The organism is Granulicella sp. L60, assembly GCF_009765825.1.
In the GTDB taxonomy this organism is placed as follows: domain Bacteria; phylum Acidobacteriota; class Terriglobia; order Terriglobales; family Acidobacteriaceae; genus Edaphobacter.
Window position 1 is genome coordinate 116,966 of the sequence record NZ_LMUR01000004.1, and the last position, 24,890, is coordinate 141,855.

At 56.2% G+C, this 24,890-nt stretch carries 18 protein-coding genes; 5 read left to right on the plus strand and 13 right to left on the minus strand.

The annotated features are described in order from the left end of the window. Window positions 1-2 precede the first annotated feature (2 nt). Genes GSQ82_RS02860 through GSQ82_RS02880 form a run of 5 tightly spaced genes read right to left on the minus strand, consistent with a single transcriptional unit; the run spans window position 3 to window position 5,485 of the window. Window positions 3-971: a CpsD/CapB family tyrosine-protein kinase gene (locus GSQ82_RS02860; protein ID WP_158790514.1), complete on the minus strand. Its 969-nt coding sequence runs from the start codon at window positions 969-971 to the stop codon at window positions 3-5. Next, complete coding sequence (locus GSQ82_RS02865) at window positions 968-1,891, minus strand: ExeA family protein (protein ID WP_158790573.1); 924 nt, start codon at window positions 1,889-1,891, stop codon at window positions 968-970. The genes GSQ82_RS02860 and GSQ82_RS02865 overlap by 4 nt, the downstream gene beginning before the upstream one ends. A gap of 1 nt (window position 1,892) precedes the next feature. Continuing rightward, on the minus strand, window positions 1,893-3,437 hold the full coding sequence (locus GSQ82_RS02870; protein ID WP_158790515.1) for a Wzz/FepE/Etk N-terminal domain-containing protein: 1,545 nt from the start codon (window positions 3,435-3,437) through the stop codon (window positions 1,893-1,895). A 9-nt stretch (window positions 3,438-3,446) separates the two neighbouring features. Next, entirely contained in the window at window positions 3,447-4,754 is a 1,308-nt protein-coding gene (locus GSQ82_RS02875; protein WP_158790516.1) for a hypothetical protein, read from the minus strand. A gap of 26 nt (window positions 4,755-4,780) precedes the next feature. Next, a complete protein-coding gene (locus GSQ82_RS02880; RefSeq protein WP_158790517.1) occupies window positions 4,781-5,485 on the minus strand; it encodes a polysaccharide biosynthesis/export family protein in 705 nt (234 codons plus the stop codon). Between the two features lie 493 nt (window positions 5,486-5,978). On the opposite strand from GSQ82_RS02880, the gene GSQ82_RS02885 reads away from it, so the two are divergent. From GSQ82_RS02885 to GSQ82_RS02895, 3 genes are all read left to right on the plus strand, one after another. Beyond that, window positions 5,979-6,902, plus strand: coding sequence for an exosortase/archaeosortase family protein (locus GSQ82_RS02885; protein ID WP_158790518.1), 924 nt, complete (start codon window positions 5,979-5,981; stop codon window positions 6,900-6,902). Further along, complete coding sequence (locus tag GSQ82_RS02890) at window positions 6,899-7,585, plus strand: exosortase C-terminal domain/associated protein EpsI (RefSeq protein WP_158790519.1); 687 nt, start codon at window positions 6,899-6,901, stop codon at window positions 7,583-7,585. The genes GSQ82_RS02885 and GSQ82_RS02890 overlap by 4 nt, the downstream gene beginning before the upstream one ends. 122 nt (window positions 7,586-7,707) lie before the next feature. Then, the gene (locus GSQ82_RS02895) at window positions 7,708-10,005 is read left to right on the plus strand and encodes a tetratricopeptide repeat protein (RefSeq protein ID WP_158790520.1); all 2,298 of its coding nucleotides are present in this window, start codon (window positions 7,708-7,710) and stop codon (window positions 10,003-10,005) included. Here GSQ82_RS02895 and GSQ82_RS02900 read toward each other — a convergent pair. The 6 genes from GSQ82_RS02900 to GSQ82_RS02925 form a co-directional block, all read right to left on the minus strand. Beyond that, on the minus strand, window positions 10,002-10,160 hold the full coding sequence (locus GSQ82_RS02900; protein ID WP_158790521.1) for a hypothetical protein: 159 nt from the start codon (window positions 10,158-10,160) through the stop codon (window positions 10,002-10,004). The two genes, GSQ82_RS02895 and GSQ82_RS02900, sit on opposite strands and share 4 nt — an antisense overlap. 600 nt (window positions 10,161-10,760) lie before the next feature. Continuing rightward, complete coding sequence (locus tag GSQ82_RS02905; protein ID WP_158790522.1) at window positions 10,761-11,966, minus strand: glycosyltransferase family 2 protein; 1,206 nt, start codon at window positions 11,964-11,966, stop codon at window positions 10,761-10,763. A gap of 243 nt (window positions 11,967-12,209) precedes the next feature. Then, window positions 12,210-13,382 (minus strand): glycosyltransferase, encoded by a 1,173-nt coding sequence (locus tag GSQ82_RS02910; protein ID WP_158790523.1) that lies wholly within the window; start codon window positions 13,380-13,382, stop codon window positions 12,210-12,212. A 61-nt stretch (window positions 13,383-13,443) separates the two neighbouring features. Next, window positions 13,444-14,607 carry an O-antigen ligase gene (locus tag GSQ82_RS02915; protein ID WP_158790524.1) on the minus strand — a complete coding sequence of 388 codons (1,164 nt, stop codon included), beginning with the start codon at window positions 14,605-14,607 and terminating at the stop codon, window positions 13,444-13,446. Between the two features lie 233 nt (window positions 14,608-14,840). Continuing rightward, complete coding sequence (locus GSQ82_RS02920; protein WP_158790525.1) at window positions 14,841-15,953, minus strand: glycosyltransferase family 2 protein; 1,113 nt, start codon at window positions 15,951-15,953, stop codon at window positions 14,841-14,843. Window positions 15,954-16,369: 416 nt separating this feature from the next. Next, window positions 16,370-17,296: a glycosyltransferase family A protein gene (locus GSQ82_RS02925; RefSeq protein ID WP_158790526.1), complete on the minus strand. Its 927-nt coding sequence runs from the start codon at window positions 17,294-17,296 to the stop codon at window positions 16,370-16,372. A gap of 137 nt (window positions 17,297-17,433) precedes the next feature. On the opposite strand from GSQ82_RS02925, the gene GSQ82_RS02930 reads away from it, so the two are divergent. Then, window positions 17,434-18,927 carry a polysaccharide biosynthesis C-terminal domain-containing protein gene (locus tag GSQ82_RS02930; protein WP_158790527.1) on the plus strand — a complete coding sequence of 498 codons (1,494 nt, stop codon included), beginning with the start codon at window positions 17,434-17,436 and terminating at the stop codon, window positions 18,925-18,927. Window positions 18,928-18,967: 40 nt separating this feature from the next. Here the strand turns inward: GSQ82_RS02930 and GSQ82_RS02935 are convergent, their stop codons facing one another. Then, entirely contained in the window at window positions 18,968-21,559 is a 2,592-nt protein-coding gene (locus GSQ82_RS02935) for a hypothetical protein (protein WP_158790528.1), read from the minus strand. Window positions 21,560-21,854: 295 nt separating this feature from the next. On the opposite strand from GSQ82_RS02935, the gene GSQ82_RS02940 reads away from it, so the two are divergent. After that, window positions 21,855-23,030 carry a glycosyltransferase family 4 protein gene (locus tag GSQ82_RS02940; protein WP_158790529.1) on the plus strand — a complete coding sequence of 392 codons (1,176 nt, stop codon included), beginning with the start codon at window positions 21,855-21,857 and terminating at the stop codon, window positions 23,028-23,030. Here the strand turns inward: GSQ82_RS02940 and GSQ82_RS02945 are convergent, their stop codons facing one another. Further along, entirely contained in the window at window positions 23,031-24,788 is a 1,758-nt protein-coding gene (locus GSQ82_RS02945) for a glycosyltransferase family 39 protein (protein ID WP_158790530.1), read from the minus strand. Window positions 24,789-24,890: the final 102 nt, after the last annotated feature.

Here is a 24,890-nt window from a genome sequence, read left to right on the forward strand (position 1 = left end):
GACTACTTGTTGGAGTCATAGCCGTAGTACCCTCCAACCTGGGGCGTCTCCTCCACGGCGTTCAATACAAAACCAAGGATATTCGCGGCCTTCAGCTCACTCTGCGCACGCTGCGCGACAGGGAACTTTGTAATCCCGGCACGCGCTACCAGCAGAACTCCATCGCACGATCTGGCCAGATTGACCGCATCCGAGACCGGAAGCACAGGCGAAGAGTCCACAATGATCCAGTCGAAGTAAGGCGCAGCCTGACGAAGCAGCTCGCCAAAACGCGGACTCCCTGAGAGATCCGCCGCCTTGTCTCCCCCGTTTCCTCCGGCGATGAACGTCAGGTTCGGCAGCGCATGTTTACCCACCGCGGAGACATCCTCCGAAGGCTCAGCCCGCTGCATCACCTCAACCGCACTCGCCTTACCCGAAAGATAATCCGCCAGCCCCGGCTGCGACTCACAGCCAAGAATCTGGTGCAACGTATAGCGGCGCATATCCCCGTCGATCAGCAGCACCTTGCTGTTCTTATGCCGCGCCAGACTCAGTGCAAGATTCGTCGAAACAAAACTCTTGCCCTCCTGCGGCAGACCGCTGCTCACCAGGATCGTCTTCAGCGGACTGATATCCCGCAGTTCGAAGATGCGCGAACGCAGGCTGCGAAACTGTTCCACCGCACCACCACGCTCCTGCAACGAAGGCAGCTTCGCAACCGACAACGCCCACGGCCGCGCCACAATCTTGCTCAGGTCGAGTCTCCCGCCCGCCGCCGGACGCACAACCGGCTGCGGAGCGTACGGCTCGGCAACAGCCTCTGTCCCGACAAACGGCGCGCGCGCGGCAACCTCATACTCCGCCTCTGCCACCGCGGTCGCTACCGGCTCCGAACTCCCCGGCTGCTCATAATCCTGCGGGTCCGCATCGCGCCGCTCCAACTTCCGCTCCGACTCTGCCTTCTGAAGTGCTTCGTATATGCGGCTCATCGATCTCGCCTTCCTGGTATCTCTCCCTCAAACGCTGTCATATAACCATCTCCCCCCGCACGTACCGGCTGCACTCCGCCACCCAGAGCAGCCGAAGACACCATAAACGGCCGCTCCTCCAGCTCAAGCTCAGCCGCCACACCCTCCACGATCTGCCCAGTCACCTGCTTCACCTGCTCCACGTAGGCCACAATCAGCGAGTGCTCACAGATCAAATTAATAATGCGCGGAATCCCCCGGCTATACCGGTGCACCAGGTCCAGAGCCTCTTGCGAAAAGATCTGCCAGCTCGCCCCCGCGATTCTCAACCGCTCCGCAACATAGGCATGCGTCTGGGTCTCGGTCAGCGCCTGCGTCCTGCACCACAGCGAAACCCTCTGCCGCAACTGCCGCACACTCGGATGACGTAGCTTCTCATCCAGCTCCGGCTGCCCCGACAACACAATCTGCAACAGCTTCTCCGAAGACGTCTCCAGGTTAGTCAGCAGCCGAATCTCCTCCAGCAGCTCCCACGAGAGATTCTGCGCCTCGTCCACCACCACCACGCACGTCTCTTCCACGCGGAAGCGCTCAATCAACCATCTGTTCAACTGCAGCAGCATCCCCGACTTGGTCCTCGTCGCCGGTACCAGCCCAAAGTCCGTCAACACGAACTCCAGAAAATCCAACACGTCCAACCGCGGATTGAAGACAAACGCCGTCGAGACCCTCCGATTGCTGAAGGAGCTCAACGCACGGCGCAGCAGCGTCGTCTTACCCGTCCCCACCTCGCCCGTCAGCACGGTAAAGCCCTTCCGCGCCGAGATGCCATACTCCAGGCACGCCAGCGCCTCGCGCGTATGCGGCATCATGTAGAGGAACCGTGGGTCCGGACTAGTTCCAAACGGACTGTTCTGCAACTTGAAGAAGCTGTTATACATCTCAACCACCCGCGTTCATCAGCGGCTTGGTACCCGCTGTTAGCTCTCGATCGCGCCGTCCAAACCATCTCCGCCTGGTCTCCGACGACTCACCCTCTCCACTCAGCCCAATCACGCCAAGCGTAGGCAACTTGGTAAACGCCCATATATCGCGCTCATTCCGCACCGCCGTATCCAGATACTCCAGCACGGCCACGATCGCCAGACCCAGCAGCAGACCCAAACCAAGGCCTCCCCCAATAAACGCCATGCGGTTCGGGAACGACGGCGCCTCCGGCAGATTCGGTTCATCCATCACCCGGAACTGCTCTCCCTGCTGACGCTTCTCGAGATCGGTCGCCATCTTGGACTGGTTCATCTTCCCCAGCAGCTCATCGTAGAACGCCTGCGCGGTCTGGTTATCCCGCGTAATACTCTTGTACTCCTCTTCCACCGCGGGGCTCGACGCCACTCGATCCTGGTACATCCTCAACTGCGCCTGAACCCCAGCCTGGTCGCGCTTCTTCTGCGCAATACCCTGGTCCATCGCCCGAAGCTGTGCCCGAAGCTGCTGTATCGCCGGCGAATCCGTCGCCTTCGGTGTCGAGACCGGCGCCGTAACCGAAGCCGCCGTAGCAGGAGCCTTCGCCATCTCCGCCCGCAGCTCCTTGATCTTCCGCCGTACCGTCACCACATCTGGATAGTCCTCGGTGTACCGCGCCGTAAGATCGGCCTCTTCGGCCAGTAGCTGCTGCAACTCAACCTGCTCCGCCGCCGGTCCCACTCCACCGCCGCCCTTCTCCGTCGTCATCCCCGGCTGGCTCAGCTGCAGCGTCAGGATCGACTCCGCATAACTCTTCTCCTGCTCCATCCGTGCCAGCGCCTGCGTCGCCGCATCCAGCTGCGTATTCAACGTCGTCAGCATGTTGATATTCGACGTCTCCGCTCCCGGCAGCTTACCCATATATTGCTGTTGAAACTTGGCCAGCCTCGCGTCCTGCTCATCCAGCTTGGCCTTGGCATCCGCCAGTTGCGCCTTCAGAAAGTCCGTCGTTCCCGCCGCCGATGCCTGCCGATCACGCAACTCCTCGTTCGTAAACAGCGACTGAATCTCGCCGCACACTAGCTGCGCCGTACGCGCGTCATTCGCCTTGAACGAGATAAAGAAGCCCGGCAGCCCCGAGGTACGCGCAATGTCGGACTGGATCGGCGTAATCCCGATATTCTTCCTCGTCTGTTCGATGCGGTCGTCCATCGACGCCTTGCCGTTCGCAAAGAGATTGAAGCGCTCAATGATCGGCTGCAGGCGCGACCGGCTCAGAATCTGTTCCCGCATCGAAGCCAGCCGTCCCGTCAGATCCTCCGTCACCACGGGCTTCACATACGTATCCGGCACCTTCTGTTGCTCCACCAGCACCAGAGTCTGCGACACGTACTGCGGCTGCACCAGGAACGTGATGCCGTATCCGATCAGAGGAAAGATGATCGCGGGAATAGCGATAATCCACCACTTCCGCTTAACAATGGTGACGTAATCTTGAACCGTCAAAGCGCGATGACCCAACATACTGACTCCTTAAAACTGACCTAGCTGCGTCGACTGCGGCGTATAGGAGATTCCAATGCCGAACGTCTGTCCGACACCGTTGAATGCATTCTGGCCCGCAAGCGACTGGCTGAAGGACTGCTGTTGTGCCGTATAACTGGCGTATGCCGAGAAGCGGCGGCTCAACATCCGCGTCACCTGCAAGCCCCCGAAGAACGTCGAGATCGAACCCGTCGGATAGTTGACCGCCTGGATCAGCTGCAACCCATCCGTATGGCTGTAGCCCGTCGAAGCCGAGCCCAGCCACTCCTGCGTAAACGAGTGGCTCGCCGAAAGATAAATATTGTCCGACACCGCCCCAGGCTGCACTCCGGAGCCGGCGTTCACTCCGTGGTTATAGCCCAGCGCAAAGTTCCCGTACTTTCGCGTATAGGTCAAATTAGCGGTCCCCGAAAAGATCACGCTGCTTTGAAGCGTCGAACCCGCGATCCACGCCGGCCCAGCCGACACCGACGCGCTCAACGATCTGCTCAGCGAGCGCTGGAACGTTGCGTTCACCCCATACGAATGAAAGTCGCCAAGGACGCCACCATATGTATAAGACGAGTACACCCCGTTCGCGCCCACAGAGTCCCGAGCGTCGAGACGATGATTAACTCCCACCTCGCCCGATACCTGCGTGCTGTCGATTCCGCCATTGTCATCGAGGAAGTGAAGCACGCCCCAGCTTCCATTGGCCGAGAGCGACGTTGCGCCCGTAAGCTGACGCGAAGCGCCTCCGGACAGCGAGTTGCCGATCCGCGACCCAGTGTTCGTCAACACCCCCCCCGCCGGACCGATCGATGGACCCGAGACCGGGAAAGATCCGATATCACCCACTCCAGCCACACCCGACAGTCCCGTCGTCGGCGACTCCGGCAGATAGCTCAGAGAGTCCGAGACGTTCAACATCCAGCGTCCCGCCAAAATCGTCTGCGACAACACAATGTCCTGAAAGGTCGTCGCACCCTGCTGCCCCGGACTCGAGCTGTCCGGAAAGTACACGCCCCCGGCATACAGCATGCTGAACGGAAACCGCTCGCTGGTCGAAGAGTATCCGACGTTGCCCGAGAAACCAGTCGAGGTGTACCAGCTCGAGCCGCTGCCGCCATAAAAACCCTCCTGCACCGTCTCGAACGCACTGAGGGAGTAGTGCAGCGTTCCAGCGAACGACGGCAGGTTCGGGCTCCACGACGGCAGCGGCGCAGCCACGCCCGCAGGCAAAGCCTGGCCGTACGACATCGAGCTCGCCACTCCGACCGCCATCGCTACCGCGCCCAGTCTCTTCATTAGCTTCATGACTCTCATTGTTCTCAGCGTTCTCATCATGGAATGACAATCGTATCGCCAGGAATGAGTGTGAGGTCGAGCTGTTTGCTGTCACCCTTCATCGCTGCCTTGTAGTTGAACGGAATCTTCTGCTGCTTGCCTGGTGTCCCGCGAAGGATGTAGATCTTCTTCTGACTCGCATACGGCGTAGGACCGCCCGCTGCCGCAATCGCCTGCAACGGCGTCATGCCCGGAGTCAGCATCACCGGCCCGACGTGCGCGATCTCTCCAACCAGGAAGATCCGCTGGCTGTTGACCCCAAGCACCACGACCGACACCACCGGATCCTGGATGTACTTCTTCAGCCGCTTGGCGATATCCGCGCTCAGCGTCATCGGCGTCGAACCCGCGGCCGGCATGTCTCCCACCAGCACCAGCGAGATCATTCCGTCCGGACGCACCGGAATCGTACCCGAGAGCGTAGGCTCCTTCCACACCGTCACCTGCAGTGAATCCTCTGCGCCGATCACATACCGCTCCGGATCGACCGGACCTCCGGTACTCTTCTGCGTCTGTCCGCCAACTGCCACCCCACTGGGCGCCGCCTGCGTCTCAACCGGAGCAGGCGCTGCCGCTACGGGCGCCGGGCTCACAGCCCCTGTACCAGGGGCCGTCGCAGGCGCCGCTTGCGGACTCTGTGCAGATCCCGCAACCGGCACCGCCAGCAGAACCCCGCCCAACATCAACCAAAACCGTCTCATGCATCCTGCTTTCTGCTGCTTGGGATCGTTCCGTCCGATCGCAACGTATCCCGTTTCAAATTAAACCCGGCTTATCCAAAATCTTCGTAGTCTCTGTTATGCGGTCTCAGCGCAACTCGTGCTGCTGCTCGAATTACAGTAAATCTAATCTCGGCATCGCAACTTCAGAAATAGACTGTAGTACAGAAACTGATGAAGGAACAATCTCACTTACTGCACTTCGTGTGCCAAACTCGCACATACGAATCTCGTCTGTGAAAACCCCGGAACCCTCACCCTCAACTCCAAACCTGTCAGCGTCGTCTCGCCAAACGCTTATTTGTATGCAGACTAGCAGCCAATGTGGGAAATCTTTTTCCTATGTGTGGTATTTTGCCTACCACTTTCGTACACTACCGCCCTGCAAACGGAGCATAGCGGGACAAACTCCATACGGTACGCTAATTGCATGTCTCTTTGCATGTCGTTCCACCGTGAAGTATAACGTCATAAAATGATTACAAACAGCACTGAAATCGAACCCCGTACCACCGCCTCCCCGGCGAATGCGGGGACGAATCCACACGGTGCCATCCCCCGCGACTGGTCCTTCTGGGCTCCCTTCGCGTTGATTGTCGTCATGCTGGCGGTCCTCTACTCCAAGGTCGCCGTCAAACTCGTATACGACTGGTACACGATTCCGGATTACTCGCACGGCTTCCTCGTGCCCTTCTTCGCCATATTCCTGCTTTGGGACAAGCGAACGATTCTGAGCCGTATCCCTATCAAACAGACGTGGGCCGGACTCCCGCTCGTCCTCTTCGGAGTCGCCGTCCTCATCCTCGGCGTCTACGGCGTCGACCTCTTCACCGCGCGCCTCTCCTTCGTCTTCCTCCTCGCCGGCCTCATCTGGACCCTCTTCGGCCCCGCCATGCTGCGCGAGCTGCGGTTCCCCCTCCTGGTCCTCGTCCTCGCCATCCCCTTCCCTACCATCATCTTTAATCAGATCACCTTCCCCCTCCAGCTCATGGCCTCGAGCATCGCCAGCAGCATCCTGCCCATGCTCGGCGTCCCCACCCTCCACGAGGGCAACATCATTCAGCTCCCCATCATGAAGCTCGAAGTAGCCGAGGCCTGTAGCGGCATCCGCTCCCTCATGAGCCTCTTCACCCTCGCCATCTTCTACGGATACTTCCTCGAACGCACCACCACCCGCCGCGTCCTCCTCGCCCTCGCCAGCATCCCCATCGCCGTCGCCGCCAACGTCGCCCGCATCGTCGGCACCGGCCTCTGCGTTCAGTACTGGGACCCCGACAAGGCCGTCGGCTTCTTCCACGAGTTCTCCGGCTGGGTCATGTTCGTCATCTCCCTTGGCCTCCTCTATCTCGTCCATCGCGCCATGCGGCTCATCTCCCCCGCAAAGGAGCCAGCCCTATGAAGTCCCCCCGTTTCTGGACCATCATCGTCATCCTCACCTTCACCCTCTTCGTCCTCCAAAGCCGCGGCGACGCCGACCACGTTCCCCCCAGCGAGCCCCTCCGTCTGATGCCCACCACCATCGCCAACCTCACCTCCGTGGACATTCCCCTCACCGACGACACCCTCTCCGTCCTCGGCAACGGCGACTTCCTCAATCGCGTCTACACCAGCCGCCCCAGCCTCTCCACCCCAACCTCCCTCACCCAAGCACCTGCGGTTCCGCTAACCCCGCCCGTCAGCCTCTTCATCGGCTACTTCGCCACCCAGCGCACTGGCCAGACCATGCACTCCCCGCAGAACTGCCTTCCCGGCGCCGGCTGGACCTTCGACTGGAAGAAGTACGTTAGCCTGCAGGACGTCAACAACAAAAACTATCGCGTCGGCGAGTACCTCATCAGCAACGGAGACAAAAAACAGTTCGTCATCTACTGGTACCAGGCCCACGGCCGCAGCGTCCCCAACGAGTACGCCGCCAAGGCCTACATGGTCACCGACGCCATCCGCATGAACCGCACCGACGGCGCCCTGGTCCGCGTCATCACCGAGGTCATGCCCAACGAATCCCTCGAGACCGCCGAGGCCCGAGCCACCCACTTCACCCAGGAGATGGCCCCCAATCTACCCCGTTTCATTCCGAACTAGCACTCTGGCCTTGCATCTTCTCCATCGATCAGGGCAAAGTAGCACGTTGAAGTTTAGAAACATTACGGCAGTCAGAACCCACACCGCTGCCCCAGAGTTCGAACCTTAGAGGAAAATCCGCAATGAGAATCTCAACGCCCCGAGCCGCACTTCGAGTCTCCGCAGTCATCGCCATCTCGCTCTCCCTCGGCTTCACCACCGGCTGCCATCGCGATCCCAACAAGCTCAAGCAGCGCTATCTCGAGAGCGGCAAGCGCTACTTCGACCAGGGCAAGTACAAAGAGGCGACCATCCAGTTCTCCAACGCCCTCAAGGTCGACCACAACTTCGGCGACGCCCACTATGAGCTCTCCCGCGCCTATCTCAAGGAGGGCTCCTTCATGCCCGCCTACGCCGAGCTCCTCCGCACCGTCGACCTCCAGCCCACCAACCTGAAGGCGCGCATCGACCTCGGCAATATCCTCATCGCCGGCAAGCAGATTCCCCGCGCCACCGAACAGGCCAACGCCGTACTCGCCGCCGATCCCAACAACGCCGACGCTCACGCCCTGCTCGCCAGCATCGCCATCGCCAAGAACGATCAGCCCGAGGCCCTCGCCCAGATCAAGCAGGCCCTCGCCATCGATCCCAACCGCGCCAGCTACCACGTCACCCTCGGCCTCCTCCAGGCCAACGACCCCTCCACCTCCGACGCCGGCGTCGATCAGCTCCGCAAAGCCGTCTCCCTCGACGGCAAGGACGCGACAGCCCACCTCATGCTCGCCTCCATCCTGCGCCGCAAGGGCGATCTCCCCGGCGCCGTCGTCGAAGCCAAAGCCGCCATCGCCGCCGACCCCAAAGACATCGGCGCCCGCGCAGCCCTCGCCGAGCTCTACATGAGCCAGAACGACAACGCCAACGCCGAAGCCACCCTCCGCCAAGCCAGCGAAGACCTCTCCGACAGCGAAAACGGCGCAGGCATGCTCGCCAGCTTCTACATCCGCACCAAGCAGCTCGACCGCGGCGAAGCCGCCTATGCCGACCTCGTCGCCAAACATCCCAAGAGCGCCCCGCTCAAGATCGCCTACGTCCGCCTTCTCATCCTTAATAAGGACCTGCCCAAAGCCCGCACCGTCGGAGCCGAGCTAGCCAAGTCCGACAGCTCCATCCCCGAAGTCGCCGTCCTCAACGCCATGCTCATGCTCAACGACGGCAAGGTCGGTCCCGCCTTCGACACCCTCCAGAAGGCCGCGAAGTCCAGCCCCGAAAATCTCCTCGTTCACATCTGGCTCGGACGCGCCGCCCAGGCCAAGGGAGACATGCAGACCGCCACGGAGAACTTCCGCGAAGCAGTCCGCATCAACCCCAAGAGCATCGAGGCGCAGACCGGCCTCGCCGACATGGCCATCGCCGGACGCGACTACACCACCCTCACCCAGGTCGCCAACGCCACCATGGCCATCAACCCTGCCATGGCCATGCCCTATCTCTGGCGCGGTATGGCAGAGGCCACCCAGAAGGACTACGACAAGGCCGACGCCGACTTCCGTCAGGCCATGAAGCTCGAGCCCACCAACTACGCCCCCTACCTCGAACTCGCGCAGCTTCGCATGAGCCAGCAGAAGCTCCCCGAGGCCAGCTCCCTCCTCGAGCAGTCTCTCCAGTACAACCCCAACTCCGCTCGCTCCCTCCGCCTGCTCGCCGCCATCCTCATCTCGCAGAAGCAGGCGCCGAAGGCAGTCACCCGCGTTCAGGAGCAAATCGCCAAGTCGCCCCAGAACGCCGACATGTACTCCCTGCTCGCCGAGCTACAGCTAGGCACCGGCGACCCCAAAGGCGCACTCGCCACCTCCGAGAAGGCCATGCAGCTCAACCCCAACGACACCGCCGCCGTCGTCACCTACACCCGCGCCGAAGTCACCGCAGGCGATCCCGCCAAGGCCCTCGCCAAGTGGCAGCAGTGGACCACCGATCACCCCACCGACGTCCAGGGACTGACCATGCTCGGCTCTATGCAGGAGTCGCAGGGTGACCGCCAGGGCGCCATCGCAAGCTACAAAAAGGTCCTCGCCGTCCAGCCCGAGCAGCCCATCGCCGCCAACAACCTCGCCATGCTCATGGTCGAGACCAACCAGAACCTCGACGTCGCCCTCTCCTACGCGCAGATCGCCCGCCGCGTCCTTCCCAACTCCCCCGACACCGCCGACACCCTCGCCTGGGTCTACTACCAGAAGGGCAGCTACCCCTCCGCCCTCGACCTCCTGCAGGACGCCGCCAAGCAGTCTCCCAACAGCGCCAACATCCAATATCACCTCGGCATGACCTACTCCAAGATGGCCAACAACGCCGACGCTGTAACCCACCTCAAAAAGGCCACCGAACTAGCCCCCAACTCCCAAACCGCAAAAGACGCCGCCAAAGAGCTAAGCACCCTCAGCTAACCACCACCCACCCCACCACCGACCACCGCACCAAAGCCCGCCACCAAAAAGAACAGGCAACCGCCCCAAGCGGTTGCCTGTTCTTTTTGCCACCCCCATACGAATACGCGGTCGCCGCCATTGTCGCTGCCGTTGTTTGCCCTTTTGGTTGTCATCGCCGTAGGGGATCTGCGGTTGCAGTTGCCTGTTCCATTGGTTTGTCATCCCGCAGGGATCTGCTGTTGCAATTGCTGTTGCATTATCGTGCGTTGTCGTTGCGGTTGTTTGCCCTTTTGATTTGTCATCCCGTAGGGATCTGCTGTTGCACTTGTCGCTGCTGTTGCTCTTGTCTTTGCCCTTGCAGCTGCAGTTGAGGTAAAGCGAGGCTTCAGCCTCGCGTCTAAAACCCACCACAAGCTCCCTCCACTCTGCCGAAGGCCGGAGCGAAAGGCGAAGCCGAAGCGACTAAATATTGCCGTTGCTTTTGCCTGTTCTCCTCAACCCGCCAAAACCCTGTCAAGCCCCAAACCCACCAAAGCCCGCGCCAATCGCGGAGATTCGCCTTGCGCACGAGTTACCTTCCACCCGCTAGAATAGAAATAGAGAACAAAAAGCCCCGGCAAACGCCGGGGCTTTCCCATTAACCACCTAACCCATTTAGAAAGAAATATTTACCCGCAACCCATTTGCTATGAATATTTTACAAGAGCCAAAAAACGCAACCCAAACAATCGAAACAACTTAGCCACACCCACCCCCCAGGGGTGGGGTACCCCTTAACCCCGCTCCGTCCGGTTCCACCGAGCATGTCTCAGATGCAACAACGCCCCAAGATGCTGAAAGGATATCCACCCCACATAAAGAAACACCCCACCGATCATACGTCCCATCCCCGCCTCCCTCCGATTCGTAGAGAGAATGGCAAGCACATAAAGGCCCTGCATTAGCACCGCAACCCCAAACAGAACCACCCACACAAACGGCACATGATGCCAAGCCACCAACACGAGCAAAGCCGACACCACCGTAAGCAGAAAGAGAGGAATACGACTTAGCGTAAGCAGAAACACACAAGCCTCCAGGCTCCTCCAGTCACGCCTGCGGAAGCCCTGCACAAACAGCCCCGGCAGCCGATTGGCGATCAGCGCATACGTCCCACCCGCCCACCGCTGCCTCTGTCCGCTCGCATGTTTCACCTGCCCGGTCATCACCGCAGAGACACTCGCGTCCTCGATAAAATGAACTGCCTCACCCTGCCGAGCCAGGTCGAGGCCATACTCCAGGTCCTCGCAGATCGAGTCCGCACGCCACGGAACCTGCCGCAACAGCTTCGTGCTCAAACAAAAACCAGTCCCCTGCAGCCCCTGGTACAGCCGGAACCGCGACCGTGGCCTGGTCACGTACGCGTCCACCGCCAGCTTCGCAGCCCTGCTGATCAGCCGAAGCCACGGAGGAGTGTCCGCCGGAAACTCAAAGTTGTACCGCACCTGCAACGCATCGTAGCCTCGACCAATCTCCCGGTCCAAAGCCGACAGCAGATTCGGGCTCGCAACCGTATCCGCGTCGATCACCACCAGCGCGTCATAACTCATCGTCTCCGCCCGCCGAAACGCCCAGGCAAGCGCATGTCCCTTGCCCAGCAGCGTCGGGTCGCTTCTCTCCCAAACCTCGCAACCCTCCGCAGCCGCAACCTGCGCAGTGTTGTCCGAACAGTTGTCCGCGATGAATACCATATGTACCTGGTCCGCCGGATAGTCCAGCCCCTTCAGGCTGCGCGCCGTCGGCCGTAGGTACTCGCCCTCATCATGTGCCGGGACGAAGACGATAAACCGAGTCTTCCCAGCGCCCAAACCTGCAACCGCAGGCTTACCAATCTCACCAGACTCCGCCCAGCCAAGAACCGCGAAGAGAAGAACATAAGCAGAGAGCAGCAGAACGCAGAAGATACAAAGGATGACACAGAAGATAAGCACAGCCGCCATAGATACCTGAACTGAAGAGACCAAAACTCCGAACCAACGGAGAGATGTTTGACCGACCCACTACCGAAGCTCTCGCCGGCCGGGATCAAAGAGCATCACGGTCAAAGTTGGAGTAAAAGCCGAAAAGAAGATGGAGAGACAAACAACTGCCGAGAGTCTGCGCTAAGAATAGCGACAGAGATCGCTTTACACAAGATAAACAGAACACGCATCGACGCATCCTCAAGCACTATCGAACGCCTCTCACCCCGCTGCCCTGCCAAGTACCCTCGCATACGCGCCGGTGACCTGATCCATCATCGCTTCGATGGTGAACTTCTCCGCCACTAGCGCCTTCCCAGCCTCGCCCATCGCCTTCGCCCTCACCGGATCTTCCAGCAGCCGAGCAATCACAACCGCCATCGCCGCTGGATCCTCCGAAGGCACCACAAACCCACTCACCCCATCCTCCACAGCCTCCGCGTTCCCTCCAACATTGGTGGCCACTACCGGCAGAGACAACGCCATCGCCTCGACGATCGCATTCGAAAAACCCTCGCTCCGCGAAGGCAGAACGAAGATGTCAGCCGAAGACAGAAACTCTCGAAGGTCGGTAACGCCTCCCATAAAGTGGACGTGATCGACCAGATTCAGCTCACGAACCAGTGCCTGTAACTCGGCAAAGTAATCAGGCTCCAACACCTCCCCGGCGATCCGGAAAGACACCTCCGGAGAGTGCGTCACAACCACCGCCGCAGCCCGGATCAAAACATCATGCCCCTTCACCCGGCGAACGTTCCCCACCGTCGAAATCACAAAACCACCCGGAGCCTTGCCAGCCTTGGGAACAGCCTTCCAGGCCGCAAGATCGAGCCCGTTATAAATCGTCAAAACTCGCTCCGGATCGATTCCATCTACCTCAATGCAATGCCTCCGAACCTGTTCCGAGACCGCAAACACCGCGTCTGGAACATCCGAAAGCAGACGATAAGCCACTGCATGTTTGCCACTCCGCAGGATTCCCATATCTCTGCGACTCCAGATAAGCTTCGCCTTGGACATCATCTTGGTCACAGCGCCAGCCCAAAGATCCGAGCTCTCAAAGAACGTCTGTACGATCCGGATCTGCTGCCGCTCGAGAAAGCCCCTCATTTGGAACGCAGCTCGAAGCGCTCGAAGATCATACGTCTTAGACAAAGTAAGAACATAGACCGGACACGGAGACATCTTGAGCGCAGAACTCTCCATATTGACCGAGAAGGTCAGAATGGAGACGCGATAGCCATACTTCGGCAGCAAGGCCGCAAGCCTCAGAGCAACCCGCTCTCCTCCGCCAAGTGTTACCGCAATCTGATCAAGAACGAGCAGAATATGCGGCAACCTAATATTCGTCGCGTTCTCGTCACCCCGCAAACCAGGCGCTACCAACCGAATCATATCCACTCAGGAAACCCTGCCATCGCGCCTCATCGAACCGGAAGAACCACCCACAAACCACTCAACGATATGCCATATACGGATTCGTTACGACGGACCGGTCGTTGATAACAACCGCCCCCTCTTCCAAAGGCTTAGCGAATCCAACGACCCGCACCGCAGCCGCGGTCAGCACCCAAAGAAGCCCAATGATCTCAGGGTAGTTCCACCGATCGCCAAAGATATTGGAAATAACACAGGCGCTCACAGCAAGAAAGAGTCCCAGTCCCAACCCTCGATAAAGCGGATCTTCCGTATGCTTGAAAGCACGATAGGCCGCAGCAAGCATCTGTTGGAGTAAGGCAAGCACTAATGCCATGCCTATGATTCCAGTCTCCACCATGACCTTCACATACCAGTTATGAGTGTCTTTCAGGCCATCAACGTGGTTTCCATACTGATATGTCCCATAGCCAGTACCAAAGAGTGGGTTATGCAGCATGCTCGTCTTAGCCTCTTCCCATAGTTGGATACGACTGGCCGCCGAAGCTTCAAGATTCCCGTTCGAACTCTCCGTCATCGTCACACGTTCGGTGACAGCTACCGGAAGAATCGCCTGCCACGTAAACATGAACGCTAATACCGCCAGCAGGAGCTTGCGATCCTTCAAAACCCCAAGCAGAAAGACGCCGACAAGCACTGCAATATAGGAACCTCTGGAGAAGGTGTACAACGTTGCCAGGATTGTCAAAGCTACCAATCCATAGCAAAGCAGCTTCGCCTTCTTCTTCACAAATTGGCCGAATCCCCAAAAGAATAGGGCAAATTGAGCTAAGAACGCAGCCAGGCCATTCGCGCCGGCCCAGCCAAGCGGACCCGCATCACGCTTGCTCTCATCAAAATGAGAGAAGTTTCTGGACATGCTCTCCGTCAAGGCGCTCCTGTCGATTACCAGGAGTGTTATAGCAGTGATAATCACCACGATTTTCACGGCCTTTCGGTCTTCAATGACCAGATTCGCGGCCACAAAGATCAACGGAATAAGCGTGTAGTCCTTCCACATGATGAAATTTGCATCCGTAAACCACAGAGGAGCGGGGCCATTTCCCAATATTGTTCCTATCCACATCGATAGATAGAGATACAGAATTGAAATCAGCCAGATCGTGTTCATGCTTGACTTAGGCAGCCGCTTGCCATGAGTCAATGCTCCAACCACAATCGAAATGATCAATATGGTGAGCATATTTCCGCCCAGCGGGTAGGCGAGGAAATGATCTCGTAGACTACGATACGGCAGCAGGGGCATTAGATAATAAAGCCCCCACAGAGGCCGTCCGCCCAAGCTGATTAATATAAATACCCAGGAGGCTAAGTAGAAGACCAACGGAAGGTAATGATATATGCCTAAGCCCACGAGGGTATCTCCAAAATCATTACTCGACCTAAATCCATCCGTACTCTACTTATGTTACTCATTTAGCGCCTCCATACATCTTTCTTTCTGGCAAGAAAGTTGTAGAGGGCAATTGCGGCGGCTGCGTTGAGACTGACAAAAGTGCTCACGATCGCGATCGGCTTTAGCTTGCGCACCGAAGAATTGAGCAATCCAAATACAGCCAAAATATAAAAGATGATTTGGCTATAGAAGACCAGACGATAAAAGAGTCCATCGGCCAACGCCGAATTCACGAGCATTCCAACCATAAATAGGGGAACCATGAGCCGAACGATCTTGTGACTCAAAAAACGGAACAAGATAGGATTCGTCGGCGAAAACAACCAGGGCGCAATAGACAGCAGTTGATAATTTCCGGTCAGGGTACGAACTTTGCGTGAGAACTCTTTCCCTTTCTCACTGAAGATTCTGTCGCGCGCTATTGCGGACGGCTGGAAGATTACTCGTCGTCCCTTACGAACGACGTTCATTGGAACGAAAACATCGTCGAGAATCGTGCCCGAAGGAATTTCGGTATACAGGTCGCGTCGTATCGCATAAATCGCTCCGGTCACTCCGACCACAGAGCCCGATTCAGACTCAAGCTTCCGCACCATCTTTTCAATCTTCCAATAAATCCCCAATGCGTTTTCTTTAGACGTGCCATCTTCAGACTGAAGCAATAGTTCACCACTCACCGCACCTACGGTCTGGTCCGCGAAACAAGAGATCAACTCCGATATCGCATCTCGATCAACAGATTGCCTGGCGTCGAGGAAGACGAGAATCTCCCCGGATGAAGATTTAATCGATTCATTAAGCGCCCCGGCCTTCCCACGCGACTCGTCGAGAATGACCGGCGTAATCCACTCACGCTCCTCCAGTAGAATTTTTACCGTGTTGTCCGTCGAACCATCCGACGCAACAATAACCTGAGTCTTCTCTCGCGGATAATCGAGGTTTCGAAGATTCTCTAGCTTTTCAGGTAGATTCCTCTCTTCATTTCGCGCCGCAATAATGATGGATATCTCGGGAGTAATAGCTTTTCTGGCAACAGGGCGCCTTTTCAAACTCGCCACCAACCAGAGCCACAGAGCGTAACCGAAGTACGCATAAGAAATAAGGGCGAAACAAACCCAGAAAATAATCTTCATCTCTTATGTCCAAACTGTGACACACCTAAACAGCACAGCGAAAAAATCTCGCAACTCCGCTCTTCAGGATCCACCTGCCCCCAAAAATCCAAGCCGTTGTCTCGACGATTCCGCTCCAACATTCGAATCATCTTACTTCCGCAGTCCCTGTTTTACTGTTGCAGCGCATCCATATAGACGATAGACGGCCCCAGATGAGAACCCGATCGACTCGCTCCGCCCATGTGCATACAAGGCTGACCTCCGAAAAGCATACGTGACCCGCCCGCGATCAGGCAATACAACTCCGCTAACACAGAAGTGGCACCCAAACCCTCTAAATCCAGACGAATCATGGATGATTCGCTGGAGCCAACTAATCTCATAATGACTGCGTGTGCAGCAGAACGTTCTCAGTATCGATTCAAGACAGAACCTCAGTTCTCCTGACGAGACCTTTTGGGCGTCCGTAGAGTGCCAATCAGAGATTGAGGAAGAAAGCTGGCAGCGAAATAGGCTATCGCGCGTGGACTCCATACACCACAACGTACGCTCTGAAGCAGGCTATTACGACATTCCGGCATGCGCCCGTTGCTAAAGTAATAATATCCCCGCACAAAATGCATACCTCCTAGCCTTTTTACAATCGTACGGCGTTGCGCATCAGTCAAATTCGGTAACGAAAGTGCCTTTTGGAAGAACTTAACGTTATATTCCGAACGCAGGCTATCGTTCGACGTCATATTTACAGCGCCCTGACGCCTGTGGGTTAGAGGCTTACGAACCAGCCCGACCTTCCATCGTTGGCACATTCGAACCCAAAGATCCATATCTTCATGCGACCGCATAGACTCATCGAACATACCAGCCTGCTCAAAATATGTGCGGCGCAAAAGAACTGTAGACGGAAGGATGAAACCGCTCTGGAAAAGCTGATCGAAGACATAACCTTCCGTGGCTAATGGCCGACTCGACAGAAACGATTTGATAACTTCACCGCTGTCATGAACTACTTCCAAATCGCTGTAAACCAGACACATGTCAGGATCGCCATCAAGTACAGGAACCTGCTCTGATAATTTGTTAGGCTCCCACCAATCATCTGCATCTAGCAGAGCGATATACTCCCCCGAAGAAGCTTCGATTGCGCGGTTGCGAGCAGCGGGCAGGCCACCATTCTCCTGCCGTATGTACCGAACTTTTCCTTCATACTGGCTCATCACCGCCGGAGTATCGTCGGTAGAACCATCGTCCAGGACAATGACCTCGAGGTCGCTATACGTCTGACCCAAAGCACTCTCAACTGCCTGTGCCACGTAATGTGCGCAATTATAGGTTGGAATGATCACTGATACTTTGGGCATTGATTGATTATTTTACGATGAGGTCGAGCACCGCGCCAGAACTCCTTTCATCGGGCCGCGCTCAATCGCTGCTATCATCTATCGTTAGTACCCTCTGACCCGTGCCCAGTGCTAAACGTTTTGCATTCAACGCTGTAATGAATTGGATCGCCATGGCTGTCGGCATGGTCGTCCCATTCTTCCTGATGCCATATGTCGTGCGGACACTCGGACCCGCGGCGTATGGAGTCTGGATTCTCGCCGTCTCCACAGTCGCCTACCTCAACCTGCTCGACCTCGGCTTGCGCAGCGCGATCGTTCGATTCGTATCCAAAGCAGCCGCCCAGGGTCATAGCGCCGAAGCTCGAGACGCAATCGCAGCCGCCCTGTGGTTTCGCCTGCTGATCGCGTGTGTCTCCGCCGTCGCCAGCATCGCATTGGCTCTAGCCTTTCCACATCTCTTCAAAATCCCAGCCACCTTGCAGCGCTCAGCTCAGATCACCGTCCTCATGTGCGCCCTCGGCGTTGCTGTCACATTAGTCTCCGGAGTATTCGGGGCAGTATTGGCCGCAATCAATCGCTTCGATGTTCTAAGTTCGATAACCGTCATGCAGACACTGGCAAGGGCGACCGGCGTCATCCTGATCCTTCGAAGCGGCGGCGGCCTTATATCACTCGCATGTTGGGAACTCGCCGTCGTCTCCTTATCAGGCGTGGTCACCTGTGGAACAGCTCTGAAGATCTTTCCCGACTCCAGGATTCGATTAGGGCGACCCAACGTCGCAACGCTGAAGTCGATGTGGTCCTACAGCTCCGCGATGTTTCTTATCATGATCGCTGGTCAAATCATCTTCAGCACGGACAACTTGGTGATCGGATCGTTTCTGTCAGTCGGCCTGGTCTCGTTCTACTCTTTCGGCGGCAGCCTCACCGTATATTCGTCTCAAGTCGTTACAGCGCTATCGACAACATTCATCCCTCTCGCGAGCGGAATGGAAGCTTCGGGCAGGACGGAAGATCTAAAAAAACTTCTGCTGAGAGGAACACAAGCTACCTTGGGACTTGTTCTTCCCATCGGCATAACGCTGCTGTTCCGCGGGAAAACATTCATCGGCCTCTGGGTGGGAAAGCAATATAGCGAGATCTCAGGAACAGTCCTTCAGATCCTGCTCATCAGCCTGTTCTTCACCATCGCCAACAACACCGCCGGAAACATAACGTTCGCTACCGGAAAACATAAGGCGGTTGCAAAGGTTGCAATGATCGAGGCAGCACTGAATTTGGGCCTCAGCATCTTCCTGGTGAAAACGGTAGGGATCTACGGTGTTGCATGGGGAACTTCGATCTCGATGGCACTCATTCATATCATCTTTTGGCCCGCATATGTACAAAAGACAATAGGAGTGTCGATAAGGACCTACATCTGGGACGGCTGGCTCAAAGTCACGCTATGCTCTCTTCCATTTGCCGCCGCGTCCTTAGCAGTCGATAGATACGTGCATGCCAGTTCCATGCTGTCTTTTTTTCTCCAGATTTTTGTGACTCTCCCCATATATTTCATTTGCGTGGCATCCATCTTTCGAACCGAAGCTATGAACGTATTTCATAGATGGCAGGTATCCAGAGCCGTAAAAACAGAGGCCGCACTCTAGCTCACTCTGCTGGAGACACGAGCCCTGATAAAGACCATCACTAGCCTCCAATAGAGCGATATGCCGTGCTCGTTCGAGCTCTTACAGCGATCCATATCAGCTTGGCCATGCGCTTCATCCATTCGCGGCAGCTGACCATGAACTCCCGCCCCCACGCCCATAATTGCACCCACCATCCCGCATCGATCATTCGATTCTGAGTGACCGAATGCTCAGCCTTCTCATCTCTTCCACGCTCTATTGCACCCATACTGGGAGGATCAGGCCGAGGATCTCCCTTGGAATCGACCCCTAATCCCGGTATGGCGACACCGGCTCCGATCGCCGGGCTTTTAGAAGTAAGACGGAAGTCCATATTGTCCAGATCAGTCTCGGCGGCGATCCGCGCCGAAGGCGCATCATGCAATCGTGGATCAGCGCACAACTCTCCCTTCTTCTGTGGGGAAGGGCATCCATTACGAAAGTTGTAATAGATGTTATGACTACGTGTGCCCCACCCTTGATTGGCAGGGAAATCTGAAGGATGGTGATTACAGTCCGAGTCTACGACCGCGCAGAAAGCAGCAGGACGGGTGCCGTCGTTGTAAAGTGGGTTGGAATATCCCATAAATATATTGTTCTGCAATGCTGTATTTGCGCTGGAGCAATCATTACCCCCGGAAGCACAGCTATATCCCAGCGCTACATCGCCATACCCAGCCATAGTGTTATTTTGTATCTTGTAATTCCCAAGCGGAGTAAATTCCAAGGCCATCCATCCGCCATTAGCTCGGCAATAATTTGCGCCTGGAACTACAGCGCTGGCTGGCTCATCTCCAACCGGAAATGCAAGCCGATGGCAGTTCTCCAAAGCAATATTATTTTGAAAGACAACATTGTCAGCCGAACCTAGCTTGTAAGTCTGCCCTATATTCCCATAACTCTGCGAGTTAGTAACGGACAAACTCTGCAAGCCGGAATGAAGCAGATCCAGTCCATCCTGATAGTTATAGCGCCAGATATCATGATCGAACGACCAGTCTCCCGTCGCGCTTGCAGTACCAAACCCGTCGCCATAACCGCCTAGCTCCGAATCCCTGCACTCGATATAAGGATAGTGGTGAACAACAGGAAACTCCTGGACGCACCCCGTAAACTCCGTAATGGAATTATTCAGAGTAAAACCACCTGCTACAGAGATGTTACCTAGACCATGCGGCCCATCGTCCATATCAATTCCAGCTTGCGGCATACCTCGGATGTGGATATAGTCACCCACCACCCCGGCCCCTGTAGCTCCGTAGATCCCTGTTGAAGACAATCCATCGATAAGTAGATCGGTGTACTTTGTGCTGGCCGTCAATGCCGACTGTATAACTCCGATCAACCCCTGATTGCTTGTCGGACCACACTTGTTCTTGTAGTTTCCGCTGTAAGCGCAGGCACCTTGATCCGTAATCTCAAAGCAGGCCACATCGACAAACTGTGAGTCCCTCACATTGATGCCGTTCTTTGCCGCCCACGAGACGTTCAACTGTGTCTTGGCTGAGTCGGAGTGGCAGCTACCGTAGTTCTCGCCAAGAATTTTGGTATGCTGCGACGCTGTGCCGGAAGGAATCGTCGGCATATAGCAGTCAGGATTGCCGCAGTTGACGGGAACGATGGCGGTCCCACCATACGCTTTACTTTGTTGATCCAGCCCTAGGTTGTAACCGCCACTCTTCTGGCGAACGATAACCGTGTCTCCAGGGCCAATCATCCACTGCTCGTGGTTTGGCGACACGCGATCGGCCCACAGATCCCGAAGGCCCCCTACCGCGCACGGCCGGTTAACGCCTGTGCCGGGATAGTCAGCGTCATGTTTTCCGTCGCACTGACCCTTTGGAGTCTGCCGGCCATTTACATAAGGCGATCCGCCCCCAGGTCGCACATACCAAGTCTGCGAAGTCGGCGCCTGGTTAACCACCTCGAAGGAGAAGGAGTTTCCTGTACCGCCGCCATGCCCATATCGCCCATTGCCAGCAAGCTCACAGGTCATCGCAACACTGCCCGGAGAGATCGCTGTCGCCAAACCATAACGAGAGATCGTCGCTACTTGCTTATTCGAGCTGCTCCAGTTACAGGCCTCTTGAAACGGATTTCCGCCACCCGAGTTGTTAGCCGTGAACCCTACTCCAATTGCCACCGTCGATCCCACAACGACCCTCATGGGCAGCAGTGCATCAGTCTGTATATCTTTATAAAATCCTGGGTCCGGCGTCATATACAGAGAAAACGTATCGGCAGCAGACTGGGCAAGCAGCGTCCCGCGATCACTCATACCCCCTGCGCGAACGATGACAATCCCCTGCGCCGTCTGCTTGCCGTCTGGAAAAATCGAGTTGTTATGCGTGTCGTAGTTGGACTTCCAGCTTGCCAGCCCCGAACTGCTGACGCTCATAGCCTCAGTCGGCGTCGACCACGTCGCTCCACCAGCAGCCGCGCAGTTATCTGTCGTAGCGTCAGAGTATGTGCAGGTCACGGTGTACTGCAGCGTCGTGCCCACTGAGATCACCGCTCCCTGGGGCGCTATCGCCACCGAGGAGACTGTCTTCGTATAGGCGAAAGAGCTGCTCAACAGAAGAATAAACAGCGCCAACCGACTCAACATCATCTCTCCGCTCATCGACCACCCTTGGTAAAAACCAGCATGCAGGAGATCATACCGCGACCAGCATGACACCTTCTCTACACCTCAAAACACCAGACCATCCGATGAGACGCTCATCGTTCTGGATAAAACTTCGAACAAAATTCTCTATGATAGACTTTGCAACGTAGATTGACAGAACATCGACCGCCCTATCGTCTCATTATGCTGAAGCTGCTAGCTTGCCTCAGCACGATTAGATGAATCCTCCGAAATATACGTCTCCAAAAGCATTGTTGCCAGTGTGAAGAGTCCTTATATGCGCGTCGCGCTATTGTCAGATAGTTTTTTGCCCCACGCCGGAGGCTCTCGTGTCTACTACTACAACCTGTTGAAACGAATCTCGGCCACCGGCGGTGAAGTTACAGTCATCACCAGCAAAGTAAACGGCTGGCAGCAGTTTGATCTCAAGGAACAGACCGGCTCTTTTCGAATCCAGCGAAGCTTCAAATCCCCCACCGATCACAGCTTCCTTCAGATACCGAAGACCGTCGGCCCGATGCTTGCCTGCATCGTATCTTCGCTCAGAAACCGGCCGGATATCATCCATTGCGGTGACCTCTATCCTCAAGGTCTTATCGGAGTTCTTTTGAAGAAGACTCTTGGTATCCCCTTCGTCGCATACTGCCACGGAGAAGATATCACCCTTATAGATCAGCGCCGGTTTCAGCCAAAGCTGCGAGACCTCATCTATCGCTCCGCCGACGCCATCATCGCAAACGGAGAGTTTGCCGTACAAAATCTCCTTCGCATCGGAATAGAAAAGAACAAAATTCACAAGATCACACCCGGCCTCGATGTCACCTCATTTCATCCCCAGCCAGCCGATAAAGCTCTGCGGCAGCACTACGGCATCGAACAAGACGAATTAGTTCTAATGACTGTGGCCCGATTAGTCTCACGCAAAGGTCACAGCCGCGTCCTCCGCGCCTTAGCCCATCTACGCCCGAACGTTCCTCCATTCAAATATGTCGTCGTCGGACGCGGTCCACTAGAGCCCGAACTGCGCGCCTTGACTGTAGAACTCAACTTGCAAGACGTAGTGAAGTTTGCCGGATTCGTCAGCGACGATCAGTTGAACGACCATTACAATCTGGCTGACATCGTCGTGATGCCTAACACCGGAGACGATGGCGACGTAGAAGGCTTTGGCATGGTATTTCTCGAAGCAAACGCGGCCGGCAAACCCGTGATTGGAGGCCGGTCCGGAGGTACAGCCGAGGCCATCATTGAACGAGTGACCGGCTATCTCGTCGACCCCACCGACGATAGCGAGTTGCGCGATGCCCTGCATTCTCTTCTCACCGACAGCGAACAACGCCGCCGCATGGGCGAAGCCGGCTTGCAGCGAGCCCAAACCGAGTTCTCATGGGACCTTCGCGCCGCCGCCGTGAAACAGATCAACTATGCCGTAGTAGCAGCCACGAAAAGATAACTATTGAGCTACCACTTTATCTGCAAGCGGCGTAATGCCCAGCTTCACAAACGGAACCGTAATGTCGTGATCCAGCGTCATCATCGGAACGACTAGGTCCTGCGCAGCCGGAGGGCCCGCATCGAGATTTTCATACAGCGATAAAGAATAGTTCGCCCATTCACGCGAGTTCCCTTCTACGGGATATTGCTTCACCAAGCGAAACTGCGGCGTCTTCAACAGATCGCGCAGCACCATCTCCACTGGGAAGTTATCCGGTGGCCGATTGGAAACAACGATGAACCGGATACCATCTTCCCGCATAAGCTTCTTTAGATCTTCCGGCGTATGAAGATACTCCTCGCTTCCCAGTTCTTCCTTGATCCGGACAGAATAGAGCGCCTTTCGCAGCAGGACAAAGCGATGTTCAGTGTCTTCATTGCGCATGAAGAAGATCAAATTCGCCGGTATCTCGGCATCCAACAAAATAACTCCGGAGTCGCCCATGCGCCTGATGTCACGAGCGACGGGCGCATATCCGCTCACATAGGGCCGATTGAAGCCCCACGCGGATCGCACCGTACTCAACACGACTCCAAACAAAAGCACGCACCCTGCAACTCGAACCCAGCCGTTGCGATTCGAAGGCATAACCAGCGGCCAAATCGCGAAGTATAGAATCGCAGGTACAAAATAGATAACGTACCGGTCCTCTTTATGCCCGATCAAAGTCATCATGACGTAAACCGAGAGTATCCAGGACAGGAAGAAGATATTGTTCTCTCTGGAGTTCCACGCAAAGCACGTAACTCCTCCTACCAGGGCAATCGCCAGCAACGGCCATCCAACCAAGCCAGGCACAGCTGCCCAATAGAAGGCTAGTTGTTGCAGGGCGCTAATATGTTTCTCAGTGAGATCACCCGCGATCGTAGACCAATGCATACTGGACAGCAATAAATAGTAGGGTCCCGTCACGCAGATAATAATCAGGAGCGACCAGATCGTACTCTTGCGCTTCAAAAGGTTCCACTGCTGAAGCCCCGTCAGACTAAAAAAACAGAAGAGTACAAGATAGACCGCATTCTGCTTCGTCAGCATAGCCAACGATACGGTGAAGGAAAACCAGTAAAGATTAAAATTATCTTTCTGTTTTAGAAAGGAGATCCAAAAGTAGCTCGCCACAATACACATAGCTGCGGATGGAATCTCCAACATCACTGTCTTTTCAAAGAGTAGAAAACAGGGAGAAAGTGCGAGCACAATCGTCGCCACGAATGCGACCCTTGCAGAATGTACTTTTTCAACCAGACGAAACCAGAACCACAGGCCGACGACAGCAAATAGAAGTACGCTCAGTCTCGCCGTCACCACCGAAGCACCCATCAGCAGGAAGACAATCCCCTCAACCGCGTAAAACACAGGAGGCCAGTGAACAACGCCGCTCAGCGCCGGATAATGAACATAGTAGATATAGGTATAAGCAAGCGGATGAAGAATGGGATGATCGCGTAGAAGATCAGCTACGTACTGTCCGGTGCAGGCATGCTGAGTCTCGTCAACGTTGTAGTTGAACTCACCCTTACCGATATTCCGCATCAATATCGGAAGGAGCAGCAGGATCGTAAGCAGCGGCCACAGCATCTTATATCCGCGCGCAAACGGTCGTGCAGAAACTGTCAGCCTCGACTGTTCATCTATCTCAACGTTTTCCATGCGCAGCGTTTTGCCGTGCCCTTTCTGTAAGACTGTTTCCATGCAGGCCGTTTGCGGCGAAGACACTCAAATTAGAACAAGTCGCCGTCCTCTGACCGAAGAGGACCTAACTGGCGCTAGAGTCAGCCCCCAATAAATGATGCAGGCGGTCACACCCGAAGACGAGCA